The sequence below is a fragment of the Streptomyces sp. CNZ287 genome, assembly GCF_007827615.1.
In genome coordinates, this window is sequence record NZ_VISV01000002.1 from 513,589 (window position 1) to 538,821 (window position 25,233).

Annotated in this window: 19 protein-coding genes; 12 read left to right on the forward strand and 7 right to left on the reverse strand. The window is 73.9% G+C overall.

What is annotated here, in order from left to right:
- Positions 1-287 precede the first annotated feature (287 nt).
- Positions 288-1,844 (forward strand): phytoene desaturase family protein, encoded by a 1,557-nt coding sequence (locus FB457_RS06455; RefSeq protein WP_145781135.1) that lies wholly within the window; start codon positions 288-290, stop codon positions 1,842-1,844.
- 78 nt (positions 1,845-1,922) lie between these two features.
- On the opposite strand, the gene FB457_RS06460 is transcribed toward FB457_RS06455, so the two are convergent.
- Positions 1,923-3,698 (reverse strand): serine hydrolase, encoded by a 1,776-nt coding sequence (locus FB457_RS06460; RefSeq protein WP_186461935.1) that lies wholly within the window; start codon positions 3,696-3,698, stop codon positions 1,923-1,925.
- 168 nt (positions 3,699-3,866) lie between these two features.
- On the opposite strand from FB457_RS06460, the gene FB457_RS35905 reads away from it, so the two are divergent.
- On the forward strand, positions 3,867-4,121 hold the full coding sequence (locus FB457_RS35905) for an HAD family hydrolase (RefSeq protein ID WP_367648421.1): 255 nt from the start codon (positions 3,867-3,869) through the stop codon (positions 4,119-4,121).
- A gap of 274 nt (positions 4,122-4,395) precedes the next feature.
- The gene (locus FB457_RS06470) at positions 4,396-5,208 is read left to right on the forward strand and encodes a hypothetical protein (RefSeq protein WP_145781137.1); all 813 of its coding nucleotides are present in this window, start codon (positions 4,396-4,398) and stop codon (positions 5,206-5,208) included.
- 103 nt (positions 5,209-5,311) lie between these two features.
- On the opposite strand, the gene FB457_RS06475 is transcribed toward FB457_RS06470, so the two are convergent.
- Positions 5,312-5,959 carry a phosphotransferase gene (locus FB457_RS06475; RefSeq protein WP_047014461.1) on the reverse strand — a complete coding sequence of 216 codons (648 nt, stop codon included), beginning with the start codon at positions 5,957-5,959 and terminating at the stop codon, positions 5,312-5,314.
- Positions 5,960-6,041: 82 nt separating this feature from the next.
- Between FB457_RS06475 and FB457_RS06480 the strand changes: the two genes are divergently transcribed.
- Entirely contained in the window at positions 6,042-6,884 is an 843-nt protein-coding gene (locus tag FB457_RS06480) for an endonuclease/exonuclease/phosphatase family protein (protein WP_047014460.1), read from the forward strand.
- Positions 6,885-6,998: 114 nt separating this feature from the next.
- Positions 6,999-7,238 carry a DUF397 domain-containing protein gene (locus FB457_RS06485; RefSeq protein ID WP_027757485.1) on the forward strand — a complete coding sequence of 80 codons (240 nt, stop codon included), beginning with the start codon at positions 6,999-7,001 and terminating at the stop codon, positions 7,236-7,238.
- A 74-nt stretch (positions 7,239-7,312) separates the two neighbouring features.
- Here the strand turns inward: FB457_RS06485 and FB457_RS06490 are convergent, their stop codons facing one another.
- Positions 7,313-8,029: a leucine-rich repeat domain-containing protein gene (locus FB457_RS06490; RefSeq protein WP_145781303.1), complete on the reverse strand. Its 717-nt coding sequence runs from the start codon at positions 8,027-8,029 to the stop codon at positions 7,313-7,315.
- Between the two features lie 8 nt (positions 8,030-8,037).
- Positions 8,038-8,766 carry a maleylpyruvate isomerase family mycothiol-dependent enzyme gene (locus FB457_RS06495; RefSeq protein ID WP_047014458.1) on the reverse strand — a complete coding sequence of 243 codons (729 nt, stop codon included), beginning with the start codon at positions 8,764-8,766 and terminating at the stop codon, positions 8,038-8,040.
- 140 nt (positions 8,767-8,906) lie between these two features.
- Here FB457_RS06495 and FB457_RS06500 point away from each other — a divergent pair, with 140 nt between their 5' ends.
- Both FB457_RS06500 and FB457_RS06505 read left to right on the forward strand, forming a co-directional pair.
- The gene (locus FB457_RS06500; protein ID WP_047014457.1) at positions 8,907-9,410 is read left to right on the forward strand and encodes a hypothetical protein; all 504 of its coding nucleotides are present in this window, start codon (positions 8,907-8,909) and stop codon (positions 9,408-9,410) included.
- A 96-nt stretch (positions 9,411-9,506) separates the two neighbouring features.
- Complete coding sequence (locus FB457_RS06505; protein ID WP_145781139.1) at positions 9,507-11,855, forward strand: glycoside hydrolase family 95 protein; 2,349 nt, start codon at positions 9,507-9,509, stop codon at positions 11,853-11,855.
- Here the strand turns inward: FB457_RS06505 and FB457_RS06510 are convergent.
- A complete protein-coding gene (locus tag FB457_RS06510; protein ID WP_145781141.1) occupies positions 11,840-12,694 on the reverse strand; it encodes a lytic transglycosylase domain-containing protein in 855 nt (284 codons plus the stop codon). The genes FB457_RS06505 and FB457_RS06510 overlap by 16 nt on opposite strands.
- 179 nt (positions 12,695-12,873) lie before the next feature.
- Positions 12,874-13,995 carry an aminoglycoside phosphotransferase family protein gene (locus FB457_RS06515; protein WP_047014454.1) on the reverse strand — a complete coding sequence of 374 codons (1,122 nt, stop codon included), beginning with the start codon at positions 13,993-13,995 and terminating at the stop codon, positions 12,874-12,876.
- Between the two features lie 310 nt (positions 13,996-14,305).
- On the opposite strand from FB457_RS06515, the gene FB457_RS06520 reads away from it, so the two are divergent.
- Entirely contained in the window at positions 14,306-15,778 is a 1,473-nt protein-coding gene (locus FB457_RS06520; protein ID WP_047014453.1) for a DNA-binding protein NsdB, read from the forward strand.
- A 79-nt stretch (positions 15,779-15,857) separates the two neighbouring features.
- Here the strand turns inward: FB457_RS06520 and FB457_RS06525 are convergent, their stop codons facing one another.
- Positions 15,858-17,303, reverse strand: a complete 1,446-nt coding sequence (locus tag FB457_RS06525) for a SpoIIE family protein phosphatase (RefSeq protein ID WP_145781143.1) — start codon at positions 17,301-17,303, stop codon at positions 15,858-15,860.
- A gap of 287 nt (positions 17,304-17,590) precedes the next feature.
- On the opposite strand from FB457_RS06525, the gene FB457_RS06530 reads away from it, so the two are divergent.
- The 4 genes from FB457_RS06530 (at position 17,591) to FB457_RS06545 (ending at position 25,212) form a co-directional block, all read left to right on the forward strand.
- Complete coding sequence (locus FB457_RS06530) at positions 17,591-19,009, forward strand: hypothetical protein (protein WP_047014451.1); 1,419 nt, start codon at positions 17,591-17,593, stop codon at positions 19,007-19,009.
- 48 nt (positions 19,010-19,057) lie between these two features.
- A complete protein-coding gene (locus FB457_RS06535; RefSeq protein ID WP_145781145.1) occupies positions 19,058-22,678 on the forward strand; it encodes a hydantoinase B/oxoprolinase family protein in 3,621 nt (1,206 codons plus the stop codon).
- Positions 22,679-22,795: 117 nt separating this feature from the next.
- Positions 22,796-24,313 carry a hypothetical protein gene (locus FB457_RS06540; protein ID WP_145781147.1) on the forward strand — a complete coding sequence of 506 codons (1,518 nt, stop codon included), beginning with the start codon at positions 22,796-22,798 and terminating at the stop codon, positions 24,311-24,313.
- Positions 24,310-25,212, forward strand: coding sequence for a hypothetical protein (locus FB457_RS06545; protein WP_047014448.1), 903 nt, complete (start codon positions 24,310-24,312; stop codon positions 25,210-25,212). The genes FB457_RS06540 and FB457_RS06545 overlap by 4 nt, the downstream gene beginning before the upstream one ends.
- The last annotated feature ends 21 nt before the right edge of the window (positions 25,213-25,233 follow it).

The following is a 25,233-nucleotide window of genomic DNA, read 5'->3' on the forward strand; positions in this document are numbered from 1 at the left end:
GCCCCGGCCGTGCCGCTCCGTCCCGCCGCCGCTCCGGCGGTGCGGCACCATCCGGGTGGCCGCGCCCGGGCGATGCGCCTCCGCCCTCTCCGTCCCCGCCGCTCCACGCACGGGCCGTAGCGGCCCGGTCCCGTGCTTCGCACCGCCGCCCGCTCGCGTGTACCCCCGTGCCCCCGTCCGGCGAGCCCTCAGCCTCGCAACCCTCCCCACGGCGCCTCCCCGGTCGCCGCCCGCGGGGCGTACCGTGTCCCCCTGGCCCGTCGCGATCTTCCGTGTTACGAAGAGCCATGTCCCTCCGTAGCAGCTACGACGCCGTCATCGTCGGCGGCGGTCACAACGGGCTCGTCGCCGCCGCCTACCTCGCCCGTGCCGGGCGGTCCGTGCTCGTGCTGGAGCGTCTGGACCACACCGGCGGTGCCGCCGTCTCCGCCCGTACGTTCCCCGGCGTCGACGCCCGGCTGTCGCGCTACTCGTACCTCGTCAGCCTCCTGCCGCGCACCATCGTCGACGACCTCGGGCTCGCCTTCGGCGTGCGCAAGCGCGCCGTCTCCTCCTACACCCCCGCCGTCCGCGCCGGCCGGCCCACCGGGCTCCTCGTCGAGACCGACCCCGGCTCCGCCACCCGGCAGTCCTTCACCGCCCTGACCGGCGGTGACCACGAGTTCGACGCCTGGCAGCGGTTCTACGGCATGACGCAGGACGTCGCCCGGCGCGTCTTCCCCACCCTCACCGAGCCCCTGCCCACCCGCGGCGAACTGCGCGCACGGATCGGCGACGACGACGCCTGGCGCGCGCTCTTCGAACGGCCCCTGGGCGAGACCGTGGAGGAGACCTTCGCCGACGACCTCGTGCGCGGCGTCGTGCTCACCGACGGGCTCATCGGCACCTTCGCCTCCGCCCACGACCCGTCCCTCGCCCAGAATCGCTGCTTCCTCTACCACGTCATCGGCGGCGGCACCGGCGACTGGGACGTCCCCGTCGGCGGCATGGGTGCCTTCACCGACGCCCTGGCGAATGCCGTCCGCGCGGCGGGTGCGGAGATCGCCACCGGGCACGAGGCCGTCGCCGTGGACACGGACGGCGAGCAGGCGGAGGTCACGTACCGGAACGCGGAGGGCGAGGGGACCGTCGCCGCGCGCACCGTCCTCGTCGGCGCGTCACCCGCCGCCCTCGCCGCACTCCTCGGCGAGGCCCCGCCGCACCCCGCCCCCGAGGGCGCGCAGCTCAAGGTGAACATGCTGCTGCGGCGCCTCCCGCGGCTGCGCGACGAGCGCGTGGACCCACGGCAGGCATTCGCCGGTACGTTCCACATCGCCGAGGGCTATGCGGACCTGGAAACCGCCTACCGGGAGGCCGCCGCCGGCGGGCTGCCGCAGGCGCCGCCGTCCGAGATCTACTGCCACTCGCTGACCGACCCGTCGATCCTCGCCGACGACCTGGTCCGCGACGGCTACCAGACCCTCACCCTCTTCGGCCTCCACGCCCCCGCCCGCCTCTTCGCCGCCGACAACGACGCCACCCGGGACGAGCTGCTGCGCGCCACCCTCGCCCAGCTCGACGCCCACCTCGCCGAGCCACTGGCCGACTGCCTCGCCACCGACGCAGAAGGCCGCCCCTGCATCGAGGCGAAGACCCCGCTCGACCTGGAGCGCGACCTGCGGCTCCCGGGCGGCAACATCTTCCACCGCGAGCTGGCGTTCCCGTACGCCACGGAGGAGACGGGCCGCTGGGGCGTGGAGACGCGGCACGCGAACGTGCTGCTGTGCGGGGCGGGCGCGGTGCGCGGCGGGGGAGTGAGCGGGATCCCGGGCCACAACGCGGCGATGGCGGCGCTGGGCAGGTAGGGCGGGGCGCGCCCGATGCGGTGACGCGGCGGGCGCGAGGGCCGCCGCGAACGGCCCTCGCGCCCGCGCCCCCGGCGCTCAGTCCGCCGACGCGGTCCAGCCGTCCGTCTCCACCCGCTCCGCGTCCCCCCGCCGTCCGTCGTCGAAGAGCACCCGGCGTCCGTCCGTCACCCGTACGTCGTCCACGTACACCCCGCGACCCACGTACTGCCGGTCCGTCACATACCGCCACCGCAGCCGCACCGGCCGCCCGCGCCACGCGCCCAGCTCCGCCGACGCCCGGTGCCACACCCGCCCGGACCACCCGTCCGCCGTGCCCTCCGCGTGCTCCCGCACACCCCCGCCCCGCGGGCGGCGGGTCGAGAACGGCACCGGCTCCCAGCTCCCGCCGTCGTCCGCCGACGCCTCCAGGTACACCTTGTCCCACTGCGGCTCGGTGTCCCACCACAGCGCGAACTCCAGCCCCGCCGCCGCGTCCCGCACCGTCACCTCGGGAAGCGTCAGCGTCGACGCCTTCTGACTCGCCGTCCCGCTGAACCACGCCGTGCGCCCGTCCTCCGGCCGCACCGCCACCGCACGCGCCAGGTTCGTCCCCGCCGCCGCGCGCGGCGCGCTGCCGCTGCGCCAACTGCGCACCGGATGGACGGAGTTGCCGAGGAGGACGAGGAAGGTGTCGGTCGTCGGGTCGATGACCAGCGCGGTGCCGGTGAAGCCGGTGTGCCCGGCGGACTCCGGGGTGGCCATGGCGCCCATGAACCAGTGCTGGTACAGCTCGAAGCCGAGCCCGTGCTCGTCGCCCGGGAAGTCGGTGTTGAAGTCGGTGAACATCAGCTCCACCGACTCCCTCTCCAGGATCCTCGTCCGCCCGTACGCCCCGCCGTTGAGCAGCGTCCGGCAGAGGATCGCCAGGTCCCACGCGGTGGAGAACAGCCCGGCGTGCCCGGCGACCCCGCCGAAGGAGTACGCGTTCTCGTCGTGCACCTCCCCCCGCACCATTCCGCGGTCCAGCCCCGACCACGGCTTGCGCGCGTCCTCGGTGGCGGCGATGCGGGGCAGCCAGGCGGCGGGCGGGTTGTAGCGCGTGTGCTCCAGGCCGAGGGGCCCGGTGATCTCGTCGGCGAGGAGGCGGTCGAGGGTCTTGCCCGTGATCTTCTCCAGTACGAGCTGGAGGCTGATCAGGTTGAGGTCCGAGTACAGGTACTTGGTCCCGGGCGGGTTGACCGGCGCCTCCCGCCACAGCCGGGCGAGCTTCGCGTCCCATGTCGGCTCGGCGTAGAGCGGGATCCAGGAGGCGAAACCGGAAGTATGGGTCAGCAGTTGAAGGACGGTGACGTCCTGCTTGCCTGCGGCGCCGAACTCGGGAAGGTAGGAGGCCACGGGCACTTCGAGCGTGAGAGCACCGCGCTCGATCTGCTGCACGGCGAGGAGCGAGGTGAAAAGCTTGGAGACGGAGGCGAGATCGAAGACGGTGTCCATCGACATGTCGACCTGCTGCTCGGGCGGCAGCTCGACACCCGTGTCGGTCGCCTCGTCGTACCGCTCGTAGCGCACGGCCTTCCCGATCGCCCGCTCCAACGCGACCGTCCGCCCGCGCCCGGCGAGGATGACGGCCCCCGCGTACCACGGATACTTCGGCGAAGGACCGAGGAACGTCTCGGCATCGGCCACCAGTTGCCGCAGATGCGGCTCCAGCAACCCGGCCCGCGCACCACTCCCGCGCCGCAGCACAGGCGCGCCGGACGATGCCTCTGCGGCGTGAGCGGGGAGTCCGGTGGAGCCGGGGACCACGAAGAGCGCACCTCCAGTAGCAACGACACCGGCGGCGAAGCGCCGCCGGCCCAACTGACCCGTCATGATCCCAACCCCTCCTGAAAGAATCCTTCTGAACGCGCGGGAACGGTGAAACTTTCTGCCAGGGGGTTCGGCCTGTCAAGGCCAGCGCACAACGCCGGTTGTAGGCACCGCGATTGGACTATTGGGAATGCCGGGTCACCTGTACTGACTACTGTCGGTTGTCGACCGATGACACAGGAGGTACTGGTGCTCGTTGCCGCCGTGGTCGTCGCCGGCGATGAGGTAGACCGGCCCGAGCCCGCGCCGGACGGGCTGTCGCTGGCCGAGCGGCGGCTCGGAGTTCAGGCCGAGGCGATCGCATACGTAGGCGACGCCGAAGTAGACCTCGGCTCCGGCGATGAGCGGTCTCGCCCTCCTCCTCGCCCTCCGGTGACGTGCGGGTTCGTACACGCAAGCCACCTGGGGGTACCCGGTGATTCGTAGGCCGGGTGAGTGATCAAAGGATGGATTTCCTCATGTATCGATATTGCGCGTGGTTCTCTACCGTATCTGCCCGTTCCCGAGGGGAGCACCACGAAGGAGAGAACATGCGCACGGGTGTTTCGTTTTCAGAGCTCGTAAGAGGATCGTGATCCCCTCATCCCGTGGTGAACGTCCATGAACCCGCCGCGTTCGCGAGGCGGCGGTTCCTCTGCTGAACATTTCGGGGCAATAACCTGGAAGACCTCTGAATCCAGGCGAAAGGTGTGAACGCGGCATGGGCGACGGCCGGCTCACCCTCACCATGGTCGACACCGCGCGGGTGCCCCCGCTGCTGGCCTTGGCGGCCCTGGTGGTCACCTTCCTCGTCACCCGCGGTGTCACCCGCATGATCCGCGCGGGCCGGGGACCGTTCCGGGACGTCGATCCTGGCGGGATGCACATCCACCACGTGGTGCCGGGGGTCGTTCTCATGGTGATCGGGGGCTTCGGCGCGGTCTTCGTGGAGGGAGGCGTGGTCGCCGAGTCCGTGGTCGCCGTCGTGTTCGGCGTGGGCACGGGTCTGGTGCTCGACGAGTTCGCCCTCATCGTCCACCTGCACGACGTCTACTGGAGCGAGCAGGGCCGTGCCTCGGTCGAGGTCACCGTGCTGACGGCCGTGGTCGTCGGCATGGTGCTGATCGGCTCGTCCCCCTTCGACGTGGACGACCAAGGTGGACTGCAGGAGCAGGGGGTGCTCCTGTGGTCGGTCAACATCGTCGTCGGCGCCCTCATCGCCGTGGTCTCCTTCGCCAAGGGCAAGTTCCGTATGGGCGTGCTCGGCGTGGTCATCCCCCTGGCCGGAGCGGTCGGCGCGATCCGCCTGGCCCGCCCCGCATCGCCCTGGGCGCATCGCTTCTACGCCCGCCGGCCGCACAAGCTCGCCCGCGCCACCCGCCGCGCGGCCCGTCACGACGCCCGCTGGAGCGGCCTGCGCACCCGCTTCCAGAACGCCATCGCCGGCGCCCCCAGCCGGCCCCAGCAGCAGGGCCCGGACCGGGACCGGGACCGGGACCGGGACCGGGACGACTCTCCTCCGCCGCCCGAGTGATCCCCGGTGTGAAGTTCTTCCTGTGTTTGCGGGAGCAGACAGGCCGGGGCGTCACTGTGCTATCAGCCCAACGCCCCCTCACCCGCACGGGGTTGGGTCATCATCAGCCCAGCGCCCGTCGCAGGCGGTCGGCCTCGGCCGGGGTGAGGTTGGGGTCGGAGAGGCGGGCAGGGAGCGCCTGGGCGTAGCCCGGGGTGGGGTCGGTGGCGGTGGTGCGGAGCAGGGCCCGGAGGAGGATGCGTACGGCCAGGGATGCACCGGGGCCGAGATCCACGCCGCGCAGGACGCACACCGTCATCGCCACGTCGCACGCCGGCTCGCCCGCGGCCGCGTTGCACCAGTCGATGACGTGCGGGCCGCGCGCGGTGAGGACCACGTTCTCCGGGTGCAGATCGAGGTGGAGCACCCGGTCGCCGCTCCCGGACGCGGCGGAGGGCGGCAGGAACTCCGGGGCGGGCACGGTGTGCAGCCGGTCGTGGAGCCGGGCGAGCATCCGGCCGTAGGCGGCGCAGCGCCAGGGGCGGCGGCGCAGCGCGGCGGCCATGGTCGGGCCTTCGAGGCGTTCCATCACGAGGTCCGTGGCGTTCGCGTCGTACACGTGCGGCACGGGGAAGCCCCGCTCGCCGAGGTACGTCATCAGCCGGGCCTCCGCGGCCGCCTTGCGCGGACCGCCCGCGCGGTAGCGCCTCAGCACGCGGTCCTCGACCAGCGCGTACACGTCCGCGTCTCGTCCCCGCCCGATCAGCTCCATCCGCCTGACTCTCGCACATCATTCCGGGCCCGTAGAGATAGCCTCTGATCACAAAGTCGGCCCGTGGTTGGGATACGAACGCATGATCCGCGTCATGACCTGGAATCTCTGGTGGCGCTTCGGGCCGTGGCAGGAGCGGAGCAAGGCCATCCTCGAGACCCTCCGCGACGAACGCCCCGACGTCGTCGGGCTGCAGGAGGTCTGGGGCCGGGGCGCCGACAACCAGGCGGGATGGCTCGCCAACGAGCTGGGCATGCACTGGGCCTGGGCGCCGTCACCCGAACCGGGCCGCTGGCAGCGGCGTATCGACGATCCCACGGTCGAGGTCGGCAACGCCGTGCTCTCCCGCTGGCCGATCACCGAGCAGGACACCGCCGTGCTGCCCGCGGGCGAGGAGGAGCCGGACGGGCAGCAGGCGCTGTACGCGCGCGTGGCCGCGCCCGGGGGCGTGACGGTGCCGTTCTTCACCACCCACCTGATCTCCTATCCGCACGCCTCCGCCACCCGCACGGCGCAGGTGTCGGCGCTGGCCAGGTTCGTGCACGAGCGGCGCGGGGACGGCGACTTCCCGCCGGTGGTGACCGGCGACTTCAACGCCGAGCCCGACTCCGACGAGATGCGGCTGCTCTGCGGCACGAAGACCGCGCCCGCCGTCCGGGGGCAGGTCCTCCTCGATGCCTGGCGCTACGCCCATCCGACCGCGGTCGGCGCGACCTGGGACCTCGCCAACCCGTACGCGGCGCGGACCCTGGAGTGGCACACGCGGATCGACTACGTGCTCGTCGGGCCGCCGGGACCGGTGGGGGAGGGGCACGTACGGGACGTGCGGCGGGCGGGGGACGGGCCCGTCGACGGGGTGTGGCCCTCGGACCACTGCGCGGTCGTCGCGGACCTTGCCACCGAGGCCGGAGGACCCGCCGGCTGAACCGCGCGCTCGGGGCCCCTACCACCTTTTCCGGTCCCCCTATCGTGGCCTGTTCCGCCGCCCGTCGTCGTGGATACCCTGGCTGCGGACGACGCTCACTGGGAGGAGCAGGACGTGGCCAACAGCACCACTCAGCAGCCGGCGGCGGGCAGCGGGAAACCGCAGCTCGATCTCACAGGCGCCACGTGGCAGTCGAGCAGCCAGGGGGTGGGGGACGTCGAGATCGCGTTCGTGGAGGGATACATCGCCATGCGCGACGGGCGGAACCCGGAAGGGCCGGCGCTGATCTTCACCCCGGGGGAGTGGCGCGCCTTCGTCCTCGGCGCCCGTGACGGCGAGTTCGACCTGACCTGACGCCGCTCCCGCATGCCGGATCCGGGACCCCCGGCGTGACCCGACCCGTCCGTCACGCCGGCGGTCCCGTCCCGTCACACCAGCACGACGCAGCCCCGCTCGCGCAGCGCCACGAGCGGGGCTTCGGTGCCTGCGGCCTCGTTCCAGCGCAGATCCAGCTTCTCCAGCGCGGGCATGTGCGCCACCCACGGCGGGATGTCGCGGATCTTGTTGGCCCGTAGGTCCAGGCGGCGCAGCATCGGCAGCTCCGCCAGCACCTCGGGCACCTCCGGCAGCGCGTTCTCGCGCAACTCCAGCTCGCGCAGCTCGCCGAGGTCCGCCACCGAGTCGGGCAGCGAACCGAGCGCGTTGCCGCGCAGCCACAGCTCGCGCAGGGCGCTCAGCCGCCCGATCGACTCCGGCAGGAAGGCCAGCCCGCTCGTCCCGCACTCCTGCGCGCGCAGCTCCACCAGCCCCGCCATGTCGCCCACCTCCTCGGGCAGGGCACGCAGCGGGTTCGAGCCGACGTTCAGGTAACCGAGCGCGTGGAGCCGGCCGAGCGCGGCGGGGAGCACGGTCAGGTGGTTGTGGTGCAGGTACAGACAGCCGCTGAGGGCCGTCAGCTCCCCGATGGCCTCGGGCACCGCGACGAGTGCGTTGTGCCCGAGGTCCAGGGTGTGCAGCCGGGTCAGGGCGGCGATGTCGTCCGGGACGTGCGTCAGCGCGTTCTCGGCCAGGACGAGCACTTCGGCGTCCGTCTCCTGCCACACCTGCGGCGGTACGGCGCTGAGGCCGGCCCGCCACAGGTTCACGACTCGGGTCACGGCCAGGGCCCCAGGTCGGGCAGCCGGCCGTCGAGCCGATGGTGTGGCTCGCGGCCCGCGAGCCACGAGGCGAGGTCCGTGAGCCGGCCCCTCACCACCGGGGCGCGACCGGCCGAGTCGTCACCGCCGCCGGCGCCTCGGGCGCCGAACGTGTGCCGTACGGGGCCGTCCGATTCGACCAGCGTCAGCCCCGCGGGCACGCGCGGCGCGAGGAAGTCGAAGAGGTGCAGGCACAACTCGCGCGGCCAGGCCGCCGAGCAGGTCTCCAGTTTCGCGTCCGCGGTGTGCACCTCCAGCTCGCGCCACCAGCAGTACAGGGCGCCCAGCAGGTCGCCGTCGCGATAGCGCACCGGGCGGTCCCAGTCCGCGTCTCCCACCGACCCCCAGACGGCCTCCGCCTCCGCCAGGGTGGCCGTGACCGCCGCGGTCAACTCCGCGGCGCTCCGTACCGCACCGGCCTCGATGCCCGCGTCGCGGGCCGGCCGCCCGCCGTCGTACACCTCGATCAGCTCGCCCTTCAGGGCGTACCGCGCCTGGCGCGTCTGCGCCCGGCAGATGCCTTCGATATGCGACAGCACGTGCGCGCGCGTCCAGCCCGGCAGTCTGGACGATTCGCGCTCCCTTCCCTCGGTGAGCTCTGCCAGCGAGATGCGCAGCCGTTCGTGCCCGTCCAGCACGTACGCCCACACCTCCGGTCCCCGCAGCAAGCCCCCGGCTTCCGCCATCCGACCCCTCCTCTGTCGTCGACGGGGAGACACTACTCGCGTAGCACCGGGTGTACGCCTCTTCCGGCTATGCCGGATCGGCAACGCGGGGGAGGCCGCCCCGGCGTCCGGCGGTGCCGCGGGACCCGTACGATTGGCCCATGGCATTTCTCCGCCGCCGCAGCAGCGCCGCCAAGCCCGCGGGCCCGGACTTCGACGTCCTGGCCATGGACCCGGGCGACTGGCCCGGCGACCTCGGCGCCGGCTTGCTGCCCGGACCCGACGGGACCTGCCAGGGTGTCTTCCTGCGGTACGACCTGTTCGGCGGTCGCGGCCCCGCGATGATCATCGGGAACCTGCCCGAGGGCTCGCCCGCGCGCGACGTGCCGGAGGGCCAGCCGCCCTTCGAGGTGGCGCAACTGCTGCTGGCGCTGGAGCACGAGGAGCCGGTGACCGTCACGGAGGTCGAGGACGCGCCCGTGATGCAGGGCGACAATCTCCTGATCGTGCGCAGGCTGAAGCTCTCCGAGAGCCGCGTCTCGTGCGTGCAGTTCGACCGCAGTGACAACGTCCTCGTCACCATCGCCGCGTGGGACCGTCCGATCTCCGAGGACCTGTACGCGCTGCTCAAGCCGCTGCCCGCGGAGCTGTTCCAGCAGGGCTGAAATCCGCCCCGCTCCCGCCTCATCCCTCCCACCGGCAACGTCCGGCGTTGCGCGATGTCTTGTCATGCAGTCATCGGACCTCTAGCGTGACGCGTCATGACCGAGGGGATCTCACGAAGAACCACTGTCAAGACCGCTATCGGCGCCGCAGGCGCGATAGCCATGGGACCGGCCGTCTTCTCCGGGGAGGCGTTCGCTTCCGAGTCCGTTGATTCCTCCGATGAATTGAGCCTCTGGTACGACAAGCCCGCCGCCGACTGGGAGCGCGAATCGCTGCCGCTGGGCAACGGGGCCCTGGGCGTCGGCGTGTTCGGCACGCTCGCCTCCGAGCAACTCACCCTCAACGAGAAGACGCTGTGGACCGGCGGCCCCGGCTCCCCCGGCTACGACTTCGGCAACTGGACCGAACCGCGCCCGGGCGCGCTGGAGGCGGTGCAGGACCGGATCGACGCCGAGGGGCGGCTCAGCCCCGAGACCGTCGCCGCGGAGCTGGGTCAGCCCAAGCACGGCTTCGGCGCGTACCAGGTGCTCGGCCACCTCCGGCTCGACCTGCCCGCCGCCCCCGGCGCCCCGGACGCCTCCTACCGCCGCGGGCTCGACCTGCGGCGGGCGGTGGCCACCGTCGCGTACGAGCACGAGGGCGCCCGGCACCTGCGGGAGTTCTTCGTCTCGTACCCGGACGGCGTGGCCGTGGGCCGGCTGAGCGCGGACCACCCCGGGCGGGTGGCGTTCACCCTGCGCTACACCTCGCCGCGCAACGACTACACCGCCACCGCAAGCGGTGACCGCCTCACGATCCGCGGCGCTCTCCAGGACAACGGGCTGGTCTTCGAGACGCAGATCCGCCTGGTCACCGAAGGCGGCAAGGTCACGGCCGGGGACGGCACGCTGACCGTGACCGGCGCCGACGCGGCCTGGTTCGTGCTGGCCGCCGGGACCGACTACGCCGACACCTACCCCGACTACCGCGCCGCCGACCCGCACGAGCGGGTCATGCTCGCCGTCGACCGGGCGGCACGCTCCCCGTACACCAAGCTGGTGCAGCGCCATGTCGCCGACCACGGCGAGCTGTTCGACCGCGTCGCGCTCGACGTCGGCGGGCAGGCGCCGGACGTACCGACGAACGCACTGCTGGCGGGGTACGGCAGCGGTTCTGCGGCCGACCGGGCGCTGGAGGCGCTCTTCTTCCAGTACGGGCGCTACCTGCTCATCGCCTCCTCGCGGCCCGGGTCGACGCCGGCGAATCTGCAGGGTGTGTGGAACAACGTCACCAACCCGCCGTGGAGCGCCGACTACCACGTCAACATCAACCTCCAGATGAACTACTGGCCCGCCGAGGTGACCAACCTCGCCGAGACCACCGTCCCGTACGACGAGTTCGTGGAAGCCCTGCGCGCCCCCGGCCGGGTCAGCGCGAAGGAACTGTTCGGCACCGACGGGTGGGTGGTGCACAACGAGACCAACCCGTACGGCTTCACCGGCGTGCACAACTGGGCCACCGCCTTCTGGTTCCCGGAGGCCGCCGCCTGGCTGACGCAGCAGATGTACGAGCACTACCGCTTCGACGGCTCGACGGACTACCTGCGGAACACCGCGTACCCGGTGATGAAGGAAGCGGCCCGGTTCTGGCTCGCGAACCTGCGCACCGACCCGCGCGACGGCAAACTGGTGGTCACCCCCAGCTACTCGCCCGAGCAGGGTGACTTCACCGCCGGGGCGTCGATGTCGCAGCAGATCGTGTACGACCTGCTCACCTCCACGCTCGAAGCCGCCCGTACGCTGGGAGACGACCGGGCGTTCCGCGGGCGGCTGGAGCGGGCGCTGCGGGACCTGGACCCGGGGCTGCGGATCGGGTCCTGGGGGCAGTTGCAGGAGTGGAAGGCGGACCTGGACGACCAGAACAACGACCACCGGCACGTCTCCCACCTCTTCGCCCTGCACCCCGGGCGGCAGATCGAGGTGGGGAGCGAGTGGGCGGAGGCGGCGAAGGTGTCGCTCACCGCGCGCGGTGACGGCGGTACGGGCTGGAGCAAAGCCTGGAAGATCAACTTCTGGGCCCGGCTGACGGACGGCGACCACGCGCACAAGATGCTCAGCGAACAGCTCAAGTCGTCCACCCTGCCGAACCTGTGGGACACCCACCCGCCGTTCCAGATCGACGGCAACTTCGGCGCCACGTCAGGCATCGCGGAGATGCTGCTGCAGAGCCAGCACGGCCCGATCGAGGTGCTGCCCGCCCTTCCGGGCGCCTGGCCCTCGGGTTCCGTACGCGGGCTGCGCGCCCGCGGCGGCGCCACGCTCGACATCACGTGGGACGAAGGCCGGGCGACCCGCATCGTGCTGCACGCGAGCCGCACGCGCCGGCTCACCCTCCGCAGCGACCTGCTCCCCGGCGGGGAGGAGATCGTCAACGCGCGCGCGGGGCGCAGCTACACGTTCGGCTGACCGTCGCTCCGGGGCCGCACCACGGTCACGTCCGCCGCCCGCACGTACCCGGTCCGGTGGCCCACCTGGATCTGGTGCCACAGGGTGCGGCCCCGGATCACGCGGCTCGCGGCGCCCGTCTCGTCGGTGAGGCCCGGGGCGTGGAAGTGCTCGCCTGGCATGGTGTCGCCGACGACGTAGCGCTGGCCGGGGCGAAGTTCGTACGGCAGGGGCCGGGGCTCCTCGGGCTCGACGCCCTCGGGGTACGCGGACGCCTCGGGCAGCGCCCGGCCGTAGACCCGGACCGGGCCCGCGCCGGGGCGCGGACTGAGGGTGGCGCCGTCGTCCGGGAGGGCCGTGAGGGCGGCGGCGGGGTTGTGGAACCACGCCTTGCGGCCCAGGTACCAGATCGCCGTCCAGTCGCCGCGGCGGCCGGCGACGGCGAACTGCTGGCCCGTCGAGGCGCGGGCTCCGGTGTCGTTGACGCCGGTGGAGGCGGGCGCGTCACCGTGCAGCCCGGGGTCGCCGACCAGCGGGGCGCCCGAGGCGGGACGGGTGTGGAGGCCGACGGCGCCGGAGCCGTGGGGCCCTCCCGTCGCCGCGCGCAGGTCCGTCAGATGCATCGGCCCGTAGCCGCCCGCCACGCTCGGCGCCCCGCCGTGCGCGTCCCAGCGCGACTCCAGGTACGCCACCCCCAGCAGCACGCTCTCCGGCACCCCGTACTGCCGCGCGGCCGCCGCGAACGACTCCTGGAGCCCACCGGCCCCGGAGCGCGCACTGCCCGCCGCGGGCGAGCCCGCGGCGAGCAGCGGCAGGAGGGCGGCGGTGGCGGCGGCGCAGCGCGCGAGACGTCCTGGCACGGGGTCCTCCGAGGTGCGTGGGCGAACGATCACCCAGCACTATCGGCAGACTGACAGGCCGTCAATCATGTGTATGGCGAGTCGCCGCACGTCAGGCAGTTGCGCGGAACCGCGGCCCGCGGCCCCCTCCCCCCGGCGAGAGGGCGGGTGGCGCAGTCACGGCGCGCCACCCCGCCGGGTCACCGTGTTCCGACCGCCGCCCGCACCGCGCGGCGCGCCATCTGCACGTCGTCGTGGAGCCGGCGCAGCAGCAGCCGGTGCTCCTCCCCGGCGCTCATCCCGCTGTGCACGCCGCCCGGCGGCGCCGGGTCCCTCATCGCGCGCTGCACGGCGGCCTCGTACGTACGGACCTCCCGTACCAGCACCAGCATCAGGTTGACCAGGAACCCGTCCCGGTGAACCGTTCCGCCTGCCTGGGCGAGCTGGCTGATCTGCCTGCGCGCGGGCGAGCCCTCGCCCAGCACGGCCCAGAGCGTCGCCAGGTCGTAACCCGGGAGGTACCAGCCGGCCTGCTCCCAGTCCACGAGCACCGGGCCCGCGGGCGACAGCAGCACGTTCGACAGCAGGGCGTCGCCGTGGCAGAACTGCAGGTGCCCCGGGCCGATGCCGTGCAGCAGCGTCTGCAGGTCGCCCATGTCGCGGTCGGTCAGCAGGCCCAGCTCGTGGAACCGGCCGAGCTGCGCGCCGTAGTCCAGCGGCGCGCCGAACGCCCCGGCGGGGGGCCGCCACATCCCGATCCGTACCAGCGCGGCGAGCGTTGCGCGCACGTCGGCGTGCGGCGGGACCTCCAGCGGATGCCGCTGGAGGGCGGCGGCGCGGCCGGGGGTGCGCTCGATGACGAGCGTGCAGCTCTCCGGGTCGGCGGCGATGAGCCGCGGCACCCGCACGGGCGGCCGGGCCCGGACGAACGTACGGTAGGCGGCTATTTCCTGCTGCAGCTTCTCCACCCGCGCGGCCGACCGGTCGACCAGGCACTTCGCCACCGCCGTGGTCCGTCCGGCGGAGCCGACCAGCAGCACCGTGCGGCTGCTGCGGCGCAGCACCTGCACGGGGTGGAAGTCGGGGACGACGCGGTGCACGGAGTCGACGGCGGCGCGCAGGAGCGCGCCGTGCGGGCCGGTCAGGTCGAGCCGGCCGCTGACGGGACGGCGTGCGGTGGCGGGAAGCTGTCGCAGACGTGCGCCGGCGGCCGGCGCGCGGCCCGGGTCGAGGAACGGCGCGCCGCCGGCCGCGGTCCGGTGCGGGGCCGGGGGGCGTACCGTACGGACGGGTGCGGACACGGATGCCGATGCTGCGTACATGGGCGAGACAGATCCCTTCAGGCACGGGCCGGTTGCGCGCCGCGGGCCACCGTCCGCTGCCGTACCCTCCCTGGTCACTCGTCCGGGTGACCGGCTGGGGGTCCGGTCTCCGGCCGCTGAGCCCGGGATATGCGGGTGGACAGTGCGGCTGGCATGTGCCCCGATTTCCGGGGCCGGTTGGCGCAGTCATAGCCCACACCGCTATACGGGTGGCACACCATCTGGCGGACCCTGGCGAACCCTGGCGAATTGTCGCCGGGCCTGCGGCCCGTCGGTACTGTCAAGTGAGCCGAGACCCTGGGGGCTTGACGTGAGCAAGGGACCCAACACCAGGCTCGCCGACCTGTTCGGGATGACCGGCTGGTCGAAGGGCGAGCTGGCGAGGCTGGTCAACCGGCAGGCGGCGGCCACCGGCCACCCCCAGCTCTCGACCGACACCTCGCGGGTGCGGCGCTGGATCGAGACGGGCGAGATCCCGCGCGAGCCGGTGCCCAAGGTGCTGGCGGTCCTCTTCACCGAGCGACTCGGCCGTGTCGTGACCACCGAGGATCTCGGTTTCGAACGGGCCGGAGGGCCCGGGCGGGTCCGGCGGCAGTCCGATGACGCACTGCCCTGGGCACCCGAGCGGACGGCTGAGGTCCTCACCGAATTCACGGGAATGGACCTCATGCTCAATCGACGCGGCCTGGTGGGCGCGGGATCGGCGCTCGCGGCCGGCTCCGCCCTGACCAGTTCCCTGCACGAGTGGCTGCACTCCGATCCCGCCGCCCCGGGCACCGCCGCCGGAAGCGGCACCCCCACCGTCGAGCCGGCGCGCTACGGCAGATACGAGGCGACGCCGGTCGGCGCTCAGGAGGTCGACGCGCTGGAACGTTCCGTCGAGGTGTTCCGCGCCTGGGACGCCGAGCGCGGCGGCGGCCTGCAGCGCAAGGCCGTCGTGGGCCAGCTCAACGAGGTCGGCGGCATGCTCGCGTACCGGCACCCGGAGCCGCTGCAGAGCCGGTTGTGGGGCGTCGCGGCGAACCTCGCCGTGCTGGCCGGCTGGATGTCGCACGACGTGGGCCTGGAGCCCACGGCCCAGCGGTACTTCGTCATCGCCGCGCACGCCGCGCGCGAGGGCGGCGACCGGCCGCGCGCCGCGGAGGCGCTGTCGCGCGCCGCCCGCCAGATGATCCACCTGGGCCGGCCGGACGACGCGCTGGAACTGATCGGACTGGCAAAGTCCGGGACGGGGACCGGGACCCACCCGCGTACGCGCTCGATGCTCCACACCATCGAGGCGTGGGCGCAGGCGGCGAAGGGGCGCACGGGGGCGGTGCAGCGCACGCTGGGCGAGGCGGAGGACCTGTTCGCCGCCGACGGCAAAGACGCGGCGGCGCCCACCTGGATGCAGCTCTTCGACGAGGCCGACCTGCACGGCATGCAGGCCCTGGCCTACCGCACCCTCGCCGAACACGACCCGTCCGCGGCGCTCCGCGCCTGCGAGCACGGCGAACTGGCCCTCGCCAAGCGGCCGGACGGGCGCCAGCGCTCCCAGATCCTCGACTACGTGTCCCTGGCCGCGGCGGGCTTCCTCGCCGACGACCCGGACCGGGGCGAGGACTACGCCCGGCTCGCGCTGGAGCGCATCGGCGAGAACTCCTCGCACCGCACCTGGGACCGGTTACGGGAGACGTGCCGGCTGACCGCGCCGTTCTCGGACGATCCGGTGGTCAAGGCGCTGCGCGAGGAGATGAGCGAGACGCTGGCCAAGGCGCCGAAGGGGCGCACGAGCCCCATCTGACGGCCGCTCCGGCGCTGCCGGAGGCTGCCGTACGGGGACGGGTGGGGAGTGACGGGCCGGGCCGCCGGGGCACGGTGGCTCAGCCCGTCACCCTGGCCACGAGCACGCAGGCGTCGTCCCCGCGGCGTCCGCCGCCGAACTCCTCGACGACGGTGCGCAGGCACTCCTGCGCACCGGGTGCGGCGGCGAGCCGGGGGGCGAGCGCGAGCAGCCGCTCGCGGGCCGGCTCCGGGCTGCGGGCGCCGAGGGCCGCGGTGTGCAGCAGAAGCAGGTCGCCGGGCTGTAAGACCTCGCTGACCTGCGCGTACGACGTGTCCGCGGTGGCGCCGAGCAGCACGCCCTCGGGGGAGGTCAGGGGACGGCCCGCGCCGTCGCGGAAGAGCAGCGGCGAGACGTGCGCGGCGCGGGCCCAGCGCAGGGTGCGCGCCGCCGGGTCGTAGCGGCAGCAGACCGTGCCGACGAGCACCGGCTGCGCCGACACCTCCAGCAGCTCGTTGGCCCGGCCGAGGAGCGCGGCGGGATCCGCACCGCCGAGGGCCATGCCGCGCAGGGCGCCGAGGAGCATCGTCATCCCGGCTGCGGCCGGGACGCCGCGGCCGGCGACGTCGCCGACGCCGAGGAAGGTGTCGCCGCCGGGCAGCGGCAGCGCGTCGTACCAGACGCCGCTGACAGGGGTGTCGGCGGCGGCCGGAAAGTGATGTCCGGCCACGGTCAACGCGGCCGGGTCACCGGCCGGCAGGTGGACGGCGCCGCGCCACGGCGGCAGCACCGACTCGTGCAGCTCCCGGGCGATGCGCCGCTCGGCCGCCGCGAAGTGCCGCTCGCGCTGGAGCGCGGACTCCGACTCCCGTACCGCCTGGCGGCTGCGGCGCAGCTCGGTGACGTCACGTACGACCGTCCACATCGACTCGGTCGCGCCCCCGGCGTCCAGGACGGGCTCGCCGACGACGTGCAGGGTGCGCGGCGCCCCGTCCGGGCGGCGGATGCGGAACTCGCCGTCGATCGGCTTGCCGTCGACCAGGCAGTCCGTGACCATCGCGGTCAGCCGCGGCTGGTCGGCGGGGTCGAACCAGGACGGCAGCTCGTCCAGCGACAGCGGGCCGTCGCCGGGGTCCCTGCCGAAGATGTCGAAGAGGTCGTCCGACCAGTCGACGATGTCCGAAAGCAGATGCCACTCCGCGCTGCCCACCCGGGGCTGCGGACGGTCCAGCGGACCGGCGGGGAACTCCCCCGCCGGTCCTTCGCCGTCCTCGCGGTCCGCGTCGACCGGGTGACCGGCGCGCAACTGCCCGAGCTGGAGCGTCAGGGAGTCGAGCTGCCGCGCGGCGAGGTCGCACAGCGCGCGCTGCCAGCGCAGCTCGGCCCCCTGGGCGTCCCCCGCGGCGGCGATCGTCTCCCGCTGCACCGCCTCCAGGCTGCCGCGCAGCCGGGCGATCTGGGCGAGGAGGGTGGCCACGGGGCTGCGTTCCGGCTGCTCGGGTGCGTGCGGGCCCGCGGCGCGGGGGAGTCGTGAGGCGGCGGCCATGGCGTGATCTCCGATACCTTCCGGCCCGGGCTCCGGCGTCGTTGCCGGCCTGCGGTTCGCCGTTACGACTGTGGCACAGGCGGCGACGCTGCGTAAGGCGTTTCGCGAGACCCGAGCAGATGCTTGTGGCATATGCACCCCGGCCGGTTCACGACCGCACTTCACCCGACCTCCGCACTCCAGTAAGCTGCCGCGGCAATGGAGCCGGCAGCCGGTCGGTGGCCCGGTCTGTCCGTTCCGCGGAAAATTCCGTTGCCAGCGGTCCCACCACCCCGGATGCTGACGTCATGTTCGAGCCAGCCATAGCGCCCAGCGGCACCCTCCTCGGCCTCCTCCAGCGAGGCCGGGGGGACGGGACCCTGCACGCACTCGCCGCGCCGAGGGCAGAAGCCCTCCAGGCGCTGTACGAGTGCGTGATCGACGACCCCAGGCACGACTGGCAGGTGGAGAACCGCTCGCTCTATTACGCCCGGCTCTGCCTGGAGCTGGACGCCCCCGTGGACGCCCTCGCCGACCACCTCTTCGCCCCCGACGACGTGCTGCGCCCCGACGAGCAGCGCACCGGGCTCACCCTCTCCGTCCTCGGCCACCTCGCCTCGTACGGCCGTGACGACGCCCTGAAGCTCCTCCGCCGCTACGCCGCCGCCGGCGGCTGCTGGCAGTGGGCGCTCGACGAGCTCGCGCTGCGTGACGACGACGCCGGGCTGCGCGCCCTGGCCCCGCACGTGCTGGCCCGCTTCCCGCGCACCCCCGAGGGCGAGCGCGAGCTGGCCGCGGAGATGCGCGGCGCGTTCGAGCCCCGGCCCTGGCGGCTGTGGGCCGAGGACCCCGAGCTGGGCGCCCGCGTGCGCGCGGCGCAGGAGCAGGAGAGTTTCGACCGCTGGCAGCGCCAGCTCCGCTCCCGCGGCCCGCGGCCCGGCTGGAGCGTGGCCGAGATCCTCCAGTGGGCGCAGGACGGCCTGGAGCAGTACCCGGCGCAGCCCCGGCACGCCGCCGCGGCCCGCTGCCTCGCCGCCGTCGCCGGGCCCGAGGACCGGCCGGAACTGTTCGCCGCGGCCCGCGCCGGCGGCGACGGCGCCCGCGCCGCCGCCGTCGCGCACCTCGCGGCGACCGGCGACCCCGAGACGTACGACCTCATCGAAGCCGCCGTCTGCGGTCCTTCCGAGATCCTCGCCGACGCCGCGCTCGCCACCTTCGGCCGGATGTGCTCCACCGCAGCCCTCGGCGCCGCCCGCAGCTGGGCGGGCCGCGAGGACGCGCTCGGCACCGCGGCCGGGGTGATGCTCGCCCGCCGCGGCGCCGCGCGCGACGCCCGTGCCGTACGGGCCGTGCTGCTGCGCCGCGTGCGCGACGGAGGGCCCGACGCGCCGGAGTTGTGCGATCTCGTCGCCGGCGCGGGCCGGCTGGCGATCGCCTCCGCGGCGCCCGTGCTGCGGCACATCTACCGTGAGACCGGCAGCTCGCAGCTCCGCGGAGTCACCGCCCGCGCACTGGCCGCCACCGACCCGTCGTTCCCCGCTTCCTTCGCCGTCGAGTGCCTGTGGGACTGCGAGGACACCACCCGCGAGATCGGCGCCCGGCACGCCGAGACCGCCGACGCCCGTGTCGTCGCCCGGCTGCGCAGCCTGGCCGCCGACCCGGCAGAGGACGGCGACGTGCAGAGCACCGTGCGCACCCGCATCACCCCCGACGGCGCCGCCGGCTGACCCGTCACGCCTCCTTCACGTACGGTCGCACCCTGCGACAATGAGCGCATGACGGCGCCCTGGCAGTTCTGGATCGACCGCGGCGGCACGTTCACCGACGTGGTGGGCAGACGACCCGACGGCACCCTCGTCGCCCGCAAGCTGCTCTCGCACGACCCCGGACGCTACGGCGCCCACGACGACGCCGCCGTCGCGGGCGTGCGGCTGCTGCTCGGGCTCGGGCCCGACGAGCCGGTGCCCGCGGAGCGCGTCGAGGTGGTCAAGATGGGCACCACCGTCGCCACCAACGCACTCCTCGAACGGAAGGGCGAGCCGACGGTCCTCGTGGTCACCGAGGGGTTCCGGGACGCGCTGCGGATCGCGTACCAGAACCGGCCGCTGCTCTTCGAGCGCCGCATCCTCAAGCCGGAGGCGCTGTACGAGCGGGTGATCGAGGTACCCGAGCGAGTCGGCGCCCACGGCGAGGTCGTCCGCGCGCTGGACCTCGATGCCGCGCGGGCGGCGCTGGCGGAGGCGTACCGCGACGGGTACCGCAGCGCGGCCGTCGTCCTGGTGCACGGCTACCGCTACGCGGATCACGAGCGGGCCGTCGCCGAGGAGGCCCGCCGGGCGGGCTTCACGCAGATCAGTTGCGGCCACGAGGTCAGCCCGCTGATGAAGCTCGTGCCCCGCGGCGACACGACCGTCGTCGACGCCTACCTGTCGCCGATCCTGCGCCGGTACGTCGACCGCGTGGCCGGCGAACTGCCCGGCATCCGGCTGCAGTTCATGCAGTCCAACGGCGGCCTGCGCGAGGCCACGCACTTCCGCGGCAAGGACGCCGTGCTCTCCGGGCCCGCGGGCGGGGTCGTCGGCATGGTCCGCTCCTCTGCGGAGGCGGGCCACGACCGCGTCATCGGCTTCGACATGGGCGGCACGTCCACCGACGTGTCGCACTACGCGGGCGAGTTCGAGCGCGACTTCGACACGCGGGTGGCGGGCGTACGGATGCGCGCGCCGATGCTCAGCATCCACACCGTGGCCGCCGGCGGCGGCTCCGTCCTGCACTTCGACGGCCGCCGCTACCGGGTGGGCCCCGACTCCGCGGGCGCCGTCCCCGGGCCCGCCTGCTACCGCCGCGGCGGGCCGCTGACCGTCACCGACGCCAACGTCATGCTCGGCCGCGTGCAGCCGCAGCACTTCCCCGCCGTCTTCGGCCCCGGCGGCGACCAGCCGCTCGACGGCGAGGCGGTGCGGCGGGCGTTCACCGAGCTGGCCGAGACGTCCGCCGCGGCCACCGGCGACCGGCGCTCGCCGGAGGAGGTCGCGGCCGGGTTCCTCGACATCGCCGTGCTCAACATGGCCAACGCGGTGAAGAAGATCTCCGTGCAGCGCGGCCACGACGTCACCCGCTACGCGCTCACCAGCTTCGGCGGCGCCGGGGGCCAGCACGCCTGCGCCGTCGCCGACGTGCTCGGCATCTCCACCGTCGTCGTCCCGCCGCACCCGGGGGTGCTCTCCGCGTACGGCATCGGGGTCGCCGCGGCGACGGCGATGCGGGAGCAGGCCGTGGAGGCGGAGCTGACCGGCGAGTCGATGCCGCGGATCCGGCAGGTCTGCGCGGAGCTGGCGGAACGGGCCGCGGCGGACCTCACGGACGAGGGCATCCCGGCCGCCGCGGTGGACACCGCGGCGCGGGTGCACCTGCGGTACGCGGGCACCGACTCGGCGATCGCCGTGCCGCTGGCGGCGGAGGCGGAGATGCGGGCGGAGTTCACCGCCGTGCACCGCAGGCGGTTCGCGTTCACGATGGACAAGCCGATCGTCGCCGAGGCCGCGTCCGTGGAGGCCGCCGCCGAGCAGGCCCCCACCACGCGGGAGGAGGTCGGCGAGGCCGCCCGCACCGGGGGCGCGCCGCAACCCGCCGACTGCGTACGGATCTTCACCGACGGGCAGTGGCGCGAGGCCGGGCTGTTCCAGCGCGCGGAACTGCGCGCCGACGACACCGTCACCGGACCCGCGATCATCGCCGAGGAGGGCTCCACCACCGTCGTCGACCCCGGCTGGCAGGCCGCCGTGCACCACCGCGGCCACCTCACGCTCACCCGCGTCCGGCCGAGGCCCGCGACACTGGCGGTCGGCACGGGCGTGGACCCCGTGATGCTGGAGGTCTTCAACAGCCTCTTCATGGCGATCGCCGAACAGATGGGCGTACGGCTGGAGAGCACCGCCCACTCCGTCAACATCAAGGAACGGCTCGACTTCTCCTGCGCCCTCTTCGACGCCGAGGGCAACCTGATCTCCAACGCGCCCCACATGCCGGTGCACCTGGGGTCGATGGGGGAGTCCATCAAAGAGGTGCTGCGGCGCAACCGGGACGGCGGCCACGGGCTGCGGCCGGGTGACGTCTACGCGATCAACGACCCGTACCACGGCGGCACCCATCTGCCGGACGTCACCGTCGTCACGCCCGTCTTCGACGATGCAGGGCGACAACTGCTGTTCCTCGTCGCCTCCCGCGGCCACCACGCCGAGATCGGCGGCATCACGCCCGGATCGATGCCCGCGTTCAGCCGCACGATCCAGGAGGAGGGCGTCCTCTTCGACAACTGGCTGCTCGTCCGCGACGGCGAGCTGCGCGAGGCCGAGACGCGCCGGCTGCTGACCTCCGGCGCGTACCCGTCGCGCGCGCCCGACGCCAACCTCGCCGACCTTCGCGCCCAGATCGCCGCGAACAACAAGGGCATCGACGAACTGCGCCGCATGATCGGCATGTTCGGCCTGGACGTCGTGCAGGCATACACGGGGCACGTGCAGGACAACGCCGAGGAGTCCGTGCGGCGCGTCATCGCCGCCCTCGGGGACGGCACGTACCGCTACGAGACCGACGCCGGCGCGGTCATCGAGGTCGCCGTGCGCGTCGACCGCGACGCGCGCGGCGCGTTGGTCGACTTCACCGGCACCTCGCCGCAGCAGCCGGGCAACGCCAACGCGCCCAGCTCGGTCGTCATGGCCGCCGTGCTCTACGTCTTCCGCACCCTGGTCGCCGAGGACATCCCCCTCAACAGCGGCTGCCTGAAGCCCCTGGACGTGCGCATCCCGCCGGGCTCGATGCTGGCGCCGGAGTTCCCCGCGGCCACCGTCGCCGGGAACGTCGAGACCTCCCAGGCCGTGACGGGCGCGCTGTACGCGGCGCTCGGCGTACAGGCCGAGGGCTCCGGGACGATGAACAACGTCACCTTCGGCAACGACAAGGCGCAGTACTACGAAACCGTCGCCTCCGGCTCCGGCGCGGGCGACGGCTTCGCCGGCGCCGACGTCGTGCAGACCCACATGACCAACTCCCGCCTCACCGACCCCGAGGTGCTGGAGTGGCGCTACCCGGTGCGCGTCGAGGAGTTCGCCGTACGGGACGGCAGCGGCGGCCGGGGCCGCTGGGAGGGTGGCCGCGGGGCGGTCCGGCGCATCCGGTTCCTGGAGCCGATGACGGTGACGCTGCTGACCGGCCACCGCCGGGTGGCCCCGTACGGGATGGCGGGCGGCGCACCCGGCGCACTCGGCCACAACGCCATGGAGCGCGCGGACGGCACCGTCGAGCCGCTGAAGGGCTGCGACACGGTGGAGGCGGCCGCGGGGGACGCGCTGGTGGTCGAGACCCCCGGCGGCGGCGGTTACGGCGCACCGGAGTGAGCGACCGCGGAGTCCCGGCGTCGCCGGGCCCAGGCCGCCGCCCCTCCGCGCCGTCCGGGCCGGCGGCCGGCCGTGCCGTTTCGGCCGATGTCGGTGGCACCGCCTAATCTGTCCGTCGTGACTGCTCCGACCACCGCGACGCCTGCGCCCGGCGCGCCGCGGCCCGCTCCGGGCCCCGCCGCCGACGAAGGGCTGGCCCGCCGGCTGCGCGCCCTGGCGTGCACGGCTCCGCTGCACGACCTGGACGCCCGCAAGGCGATGCTCGCCGGCGAGTTCGGGGTGTATGCGATGGCGGAGGTGGCCCTCTCCGCCATCGATCTGATCACACTGCAGATGGACTTCGACACCGGCGCCGAGCCCGACGAGGTCATCGCCCGGCTGCTGCCGCGCGTCGCCGCCCAGGCGCCGCTGCGCCCCCGCGCCGAGCACGAGCGGGTGGCGCACTGGGTGCTGGACAGCCTCGTCAACGTCGGCAGCGTCGACCGCGGCTTCCGCGCGGTGTACGGCACCTTCGGCCACGACGGCGCGTACGTCCGCAGGGAGTACGACTTCAAGCTCCTCGAAGAGGTCCCGGGACCCGGCGGCGCCGTCTATCTGCGGACCACCGACGAGGCGGTCAACGTGCTGGTGGGCGCCCTCGACACCGACGTCACCAGCGCGCAGATCGCCGCCGAGGTCAAGCTCGAGGTCCTCATCAGCCGCGGCCGGCTCGCCGACGCCCAGCTCGCCGCCGAGCAGGCCCGCTACCGCACCGTGCAGTACGCCGAGACGCTGCGCCGCGCCCTGGAGGCCACCCGGCGCAACGTGCGCGCGGTCGACTGGCTCCAGACCGTCCCGGCGATGATCGACGAGGCGCTGGACCACGTCGCCGACCGGTACCGGCACGAGAACGCCATCCTCACCAACATCCGCCGCGCCCGCGACGAGGCGGAAGACCCCGACCACAAGCGCCGCGCCGCGGAGCTGGTCGACATCGTGAAGGACTGCATCCGCCGCCACACCCAGCTCCAGACCCGGCTGCTGGACGCCGGCCCGCTGTTCCGCGCCGAGCAGGACCGGCAGGCGTTCGCACCGCCCGCCGCCCGCACCGGAGTCGACCTCTACGGCCAACTCCTCGCCCCCGTGCTGCCGCTGCCCGTCTCCGCCGCCCACCGCGTCACCGATGCCTTCTTCGCCCGCGGCACCGGGCTGCGCGCCCCGCACGCCGTACGCCTCGCCGACCTCGCGGAGCTGCTGCTGACGCCCCCGCTGGAACGGGCCCACCTGGGCGCCGAGATGCCCGAGCCCGACCTCGTCGCCACCCCCGACGACAGCCGGTTCAGCGAGGAGCAGCTCGCCGCCGCGGGCGAGTTGCTCGACCTGCCGCCGGACGCGCCGCGCCGGCTGTCGGGGCTGCTCGCCGACGCCCGCCGCCGCGACCCCGAGCTTCCGTATCTGGTCGCCCTCCTCGCGGTGCACGCCGCGGGTCCCGCGGTGGGGACGGCGTACCGGCAGGGTGACGAGCGGCTGCTCTTCGCCGTGGACGACGGGACGCAGATGGAGGACGCCGAGTTCGGCGGCGCGGACCTCATCGTCGGCACGGCACTGCTGGACGCCGCCGGGATGGCGGCAGGCCGGACGGAGGCCGCCTCGTGACCCCCGACCCCGCGACCGCCCCCGGGACGGCCGCCGCGACCGGGAGCGCCGACGGCCACCCGCCCGCGGTCACCCCGGCCGACGCCGCCGACGCCGCCCGCCTGGTCTCCTTCGGCCTCCAGCCCAAGCTGCTGCCCGCCCGCGACCTGGAGTACGGAGAACTGCTCCGGCGCTACCGGGAAGACCCGCCCTTCGCCCGCCTCGCCGACGCCGTCGCCACCGGCCTCGGCCTCGTCGTGCTGGAGGTCTCGGCCCGTACGGGCATGGCCGTCACCGCCTCCGAGGACTCCGTCTTCGCCGTCCGCATGGGCGACTACGCCCGCCGCGCCGCCACCGACTCCGCCGACCGCTTCCTGCACGGCCTGGCTCACCTCGCCGTCGCCGCCATGGCGTTCCCGCGCCCCGAGGATCTGGCGGACGACGGATACATCGGCCGCGTCAGCGTCAACGGCGTCGACGCCTTCGTCCGCCAGGCATGCCGCCGCCTGGAGGAGCGCGCCGAGGAGGCCGGTGAGAACACCGACCCGGCCGAGGGCGAGCGCGGCCTGGAGGCCGCCTGGCGGGTGTACGCGCGCCGCAGCGCCACCGGCGCCACGAAGGACGCCCGCCGGCTCGCCGGCTCCACCACCGGCATCATCGGCAAGGCGATGGCGTTCCTCACCGACTCCGGCTTCCTCCAGCGCACGTCGGACGACGCCGGCGGCACGTACCGCACCACCGCCCGCTACCAGTTGCAGGTGCGGGACATGGCCGGCGGCGCGGCCATGTCCGAGCTGCTGGAGCTGGGCGTCGTGCCCGTCGCCGACGGCAGTGCGACCCTGGTGCCCGCCGCCGACGACGACGGCGAGATCGCCGGCGGCGCGCTGCCGTTCTTCCCCAGCCAGCACGAGCGGGCCTGACGGCCGGTCGAGACGTCACGA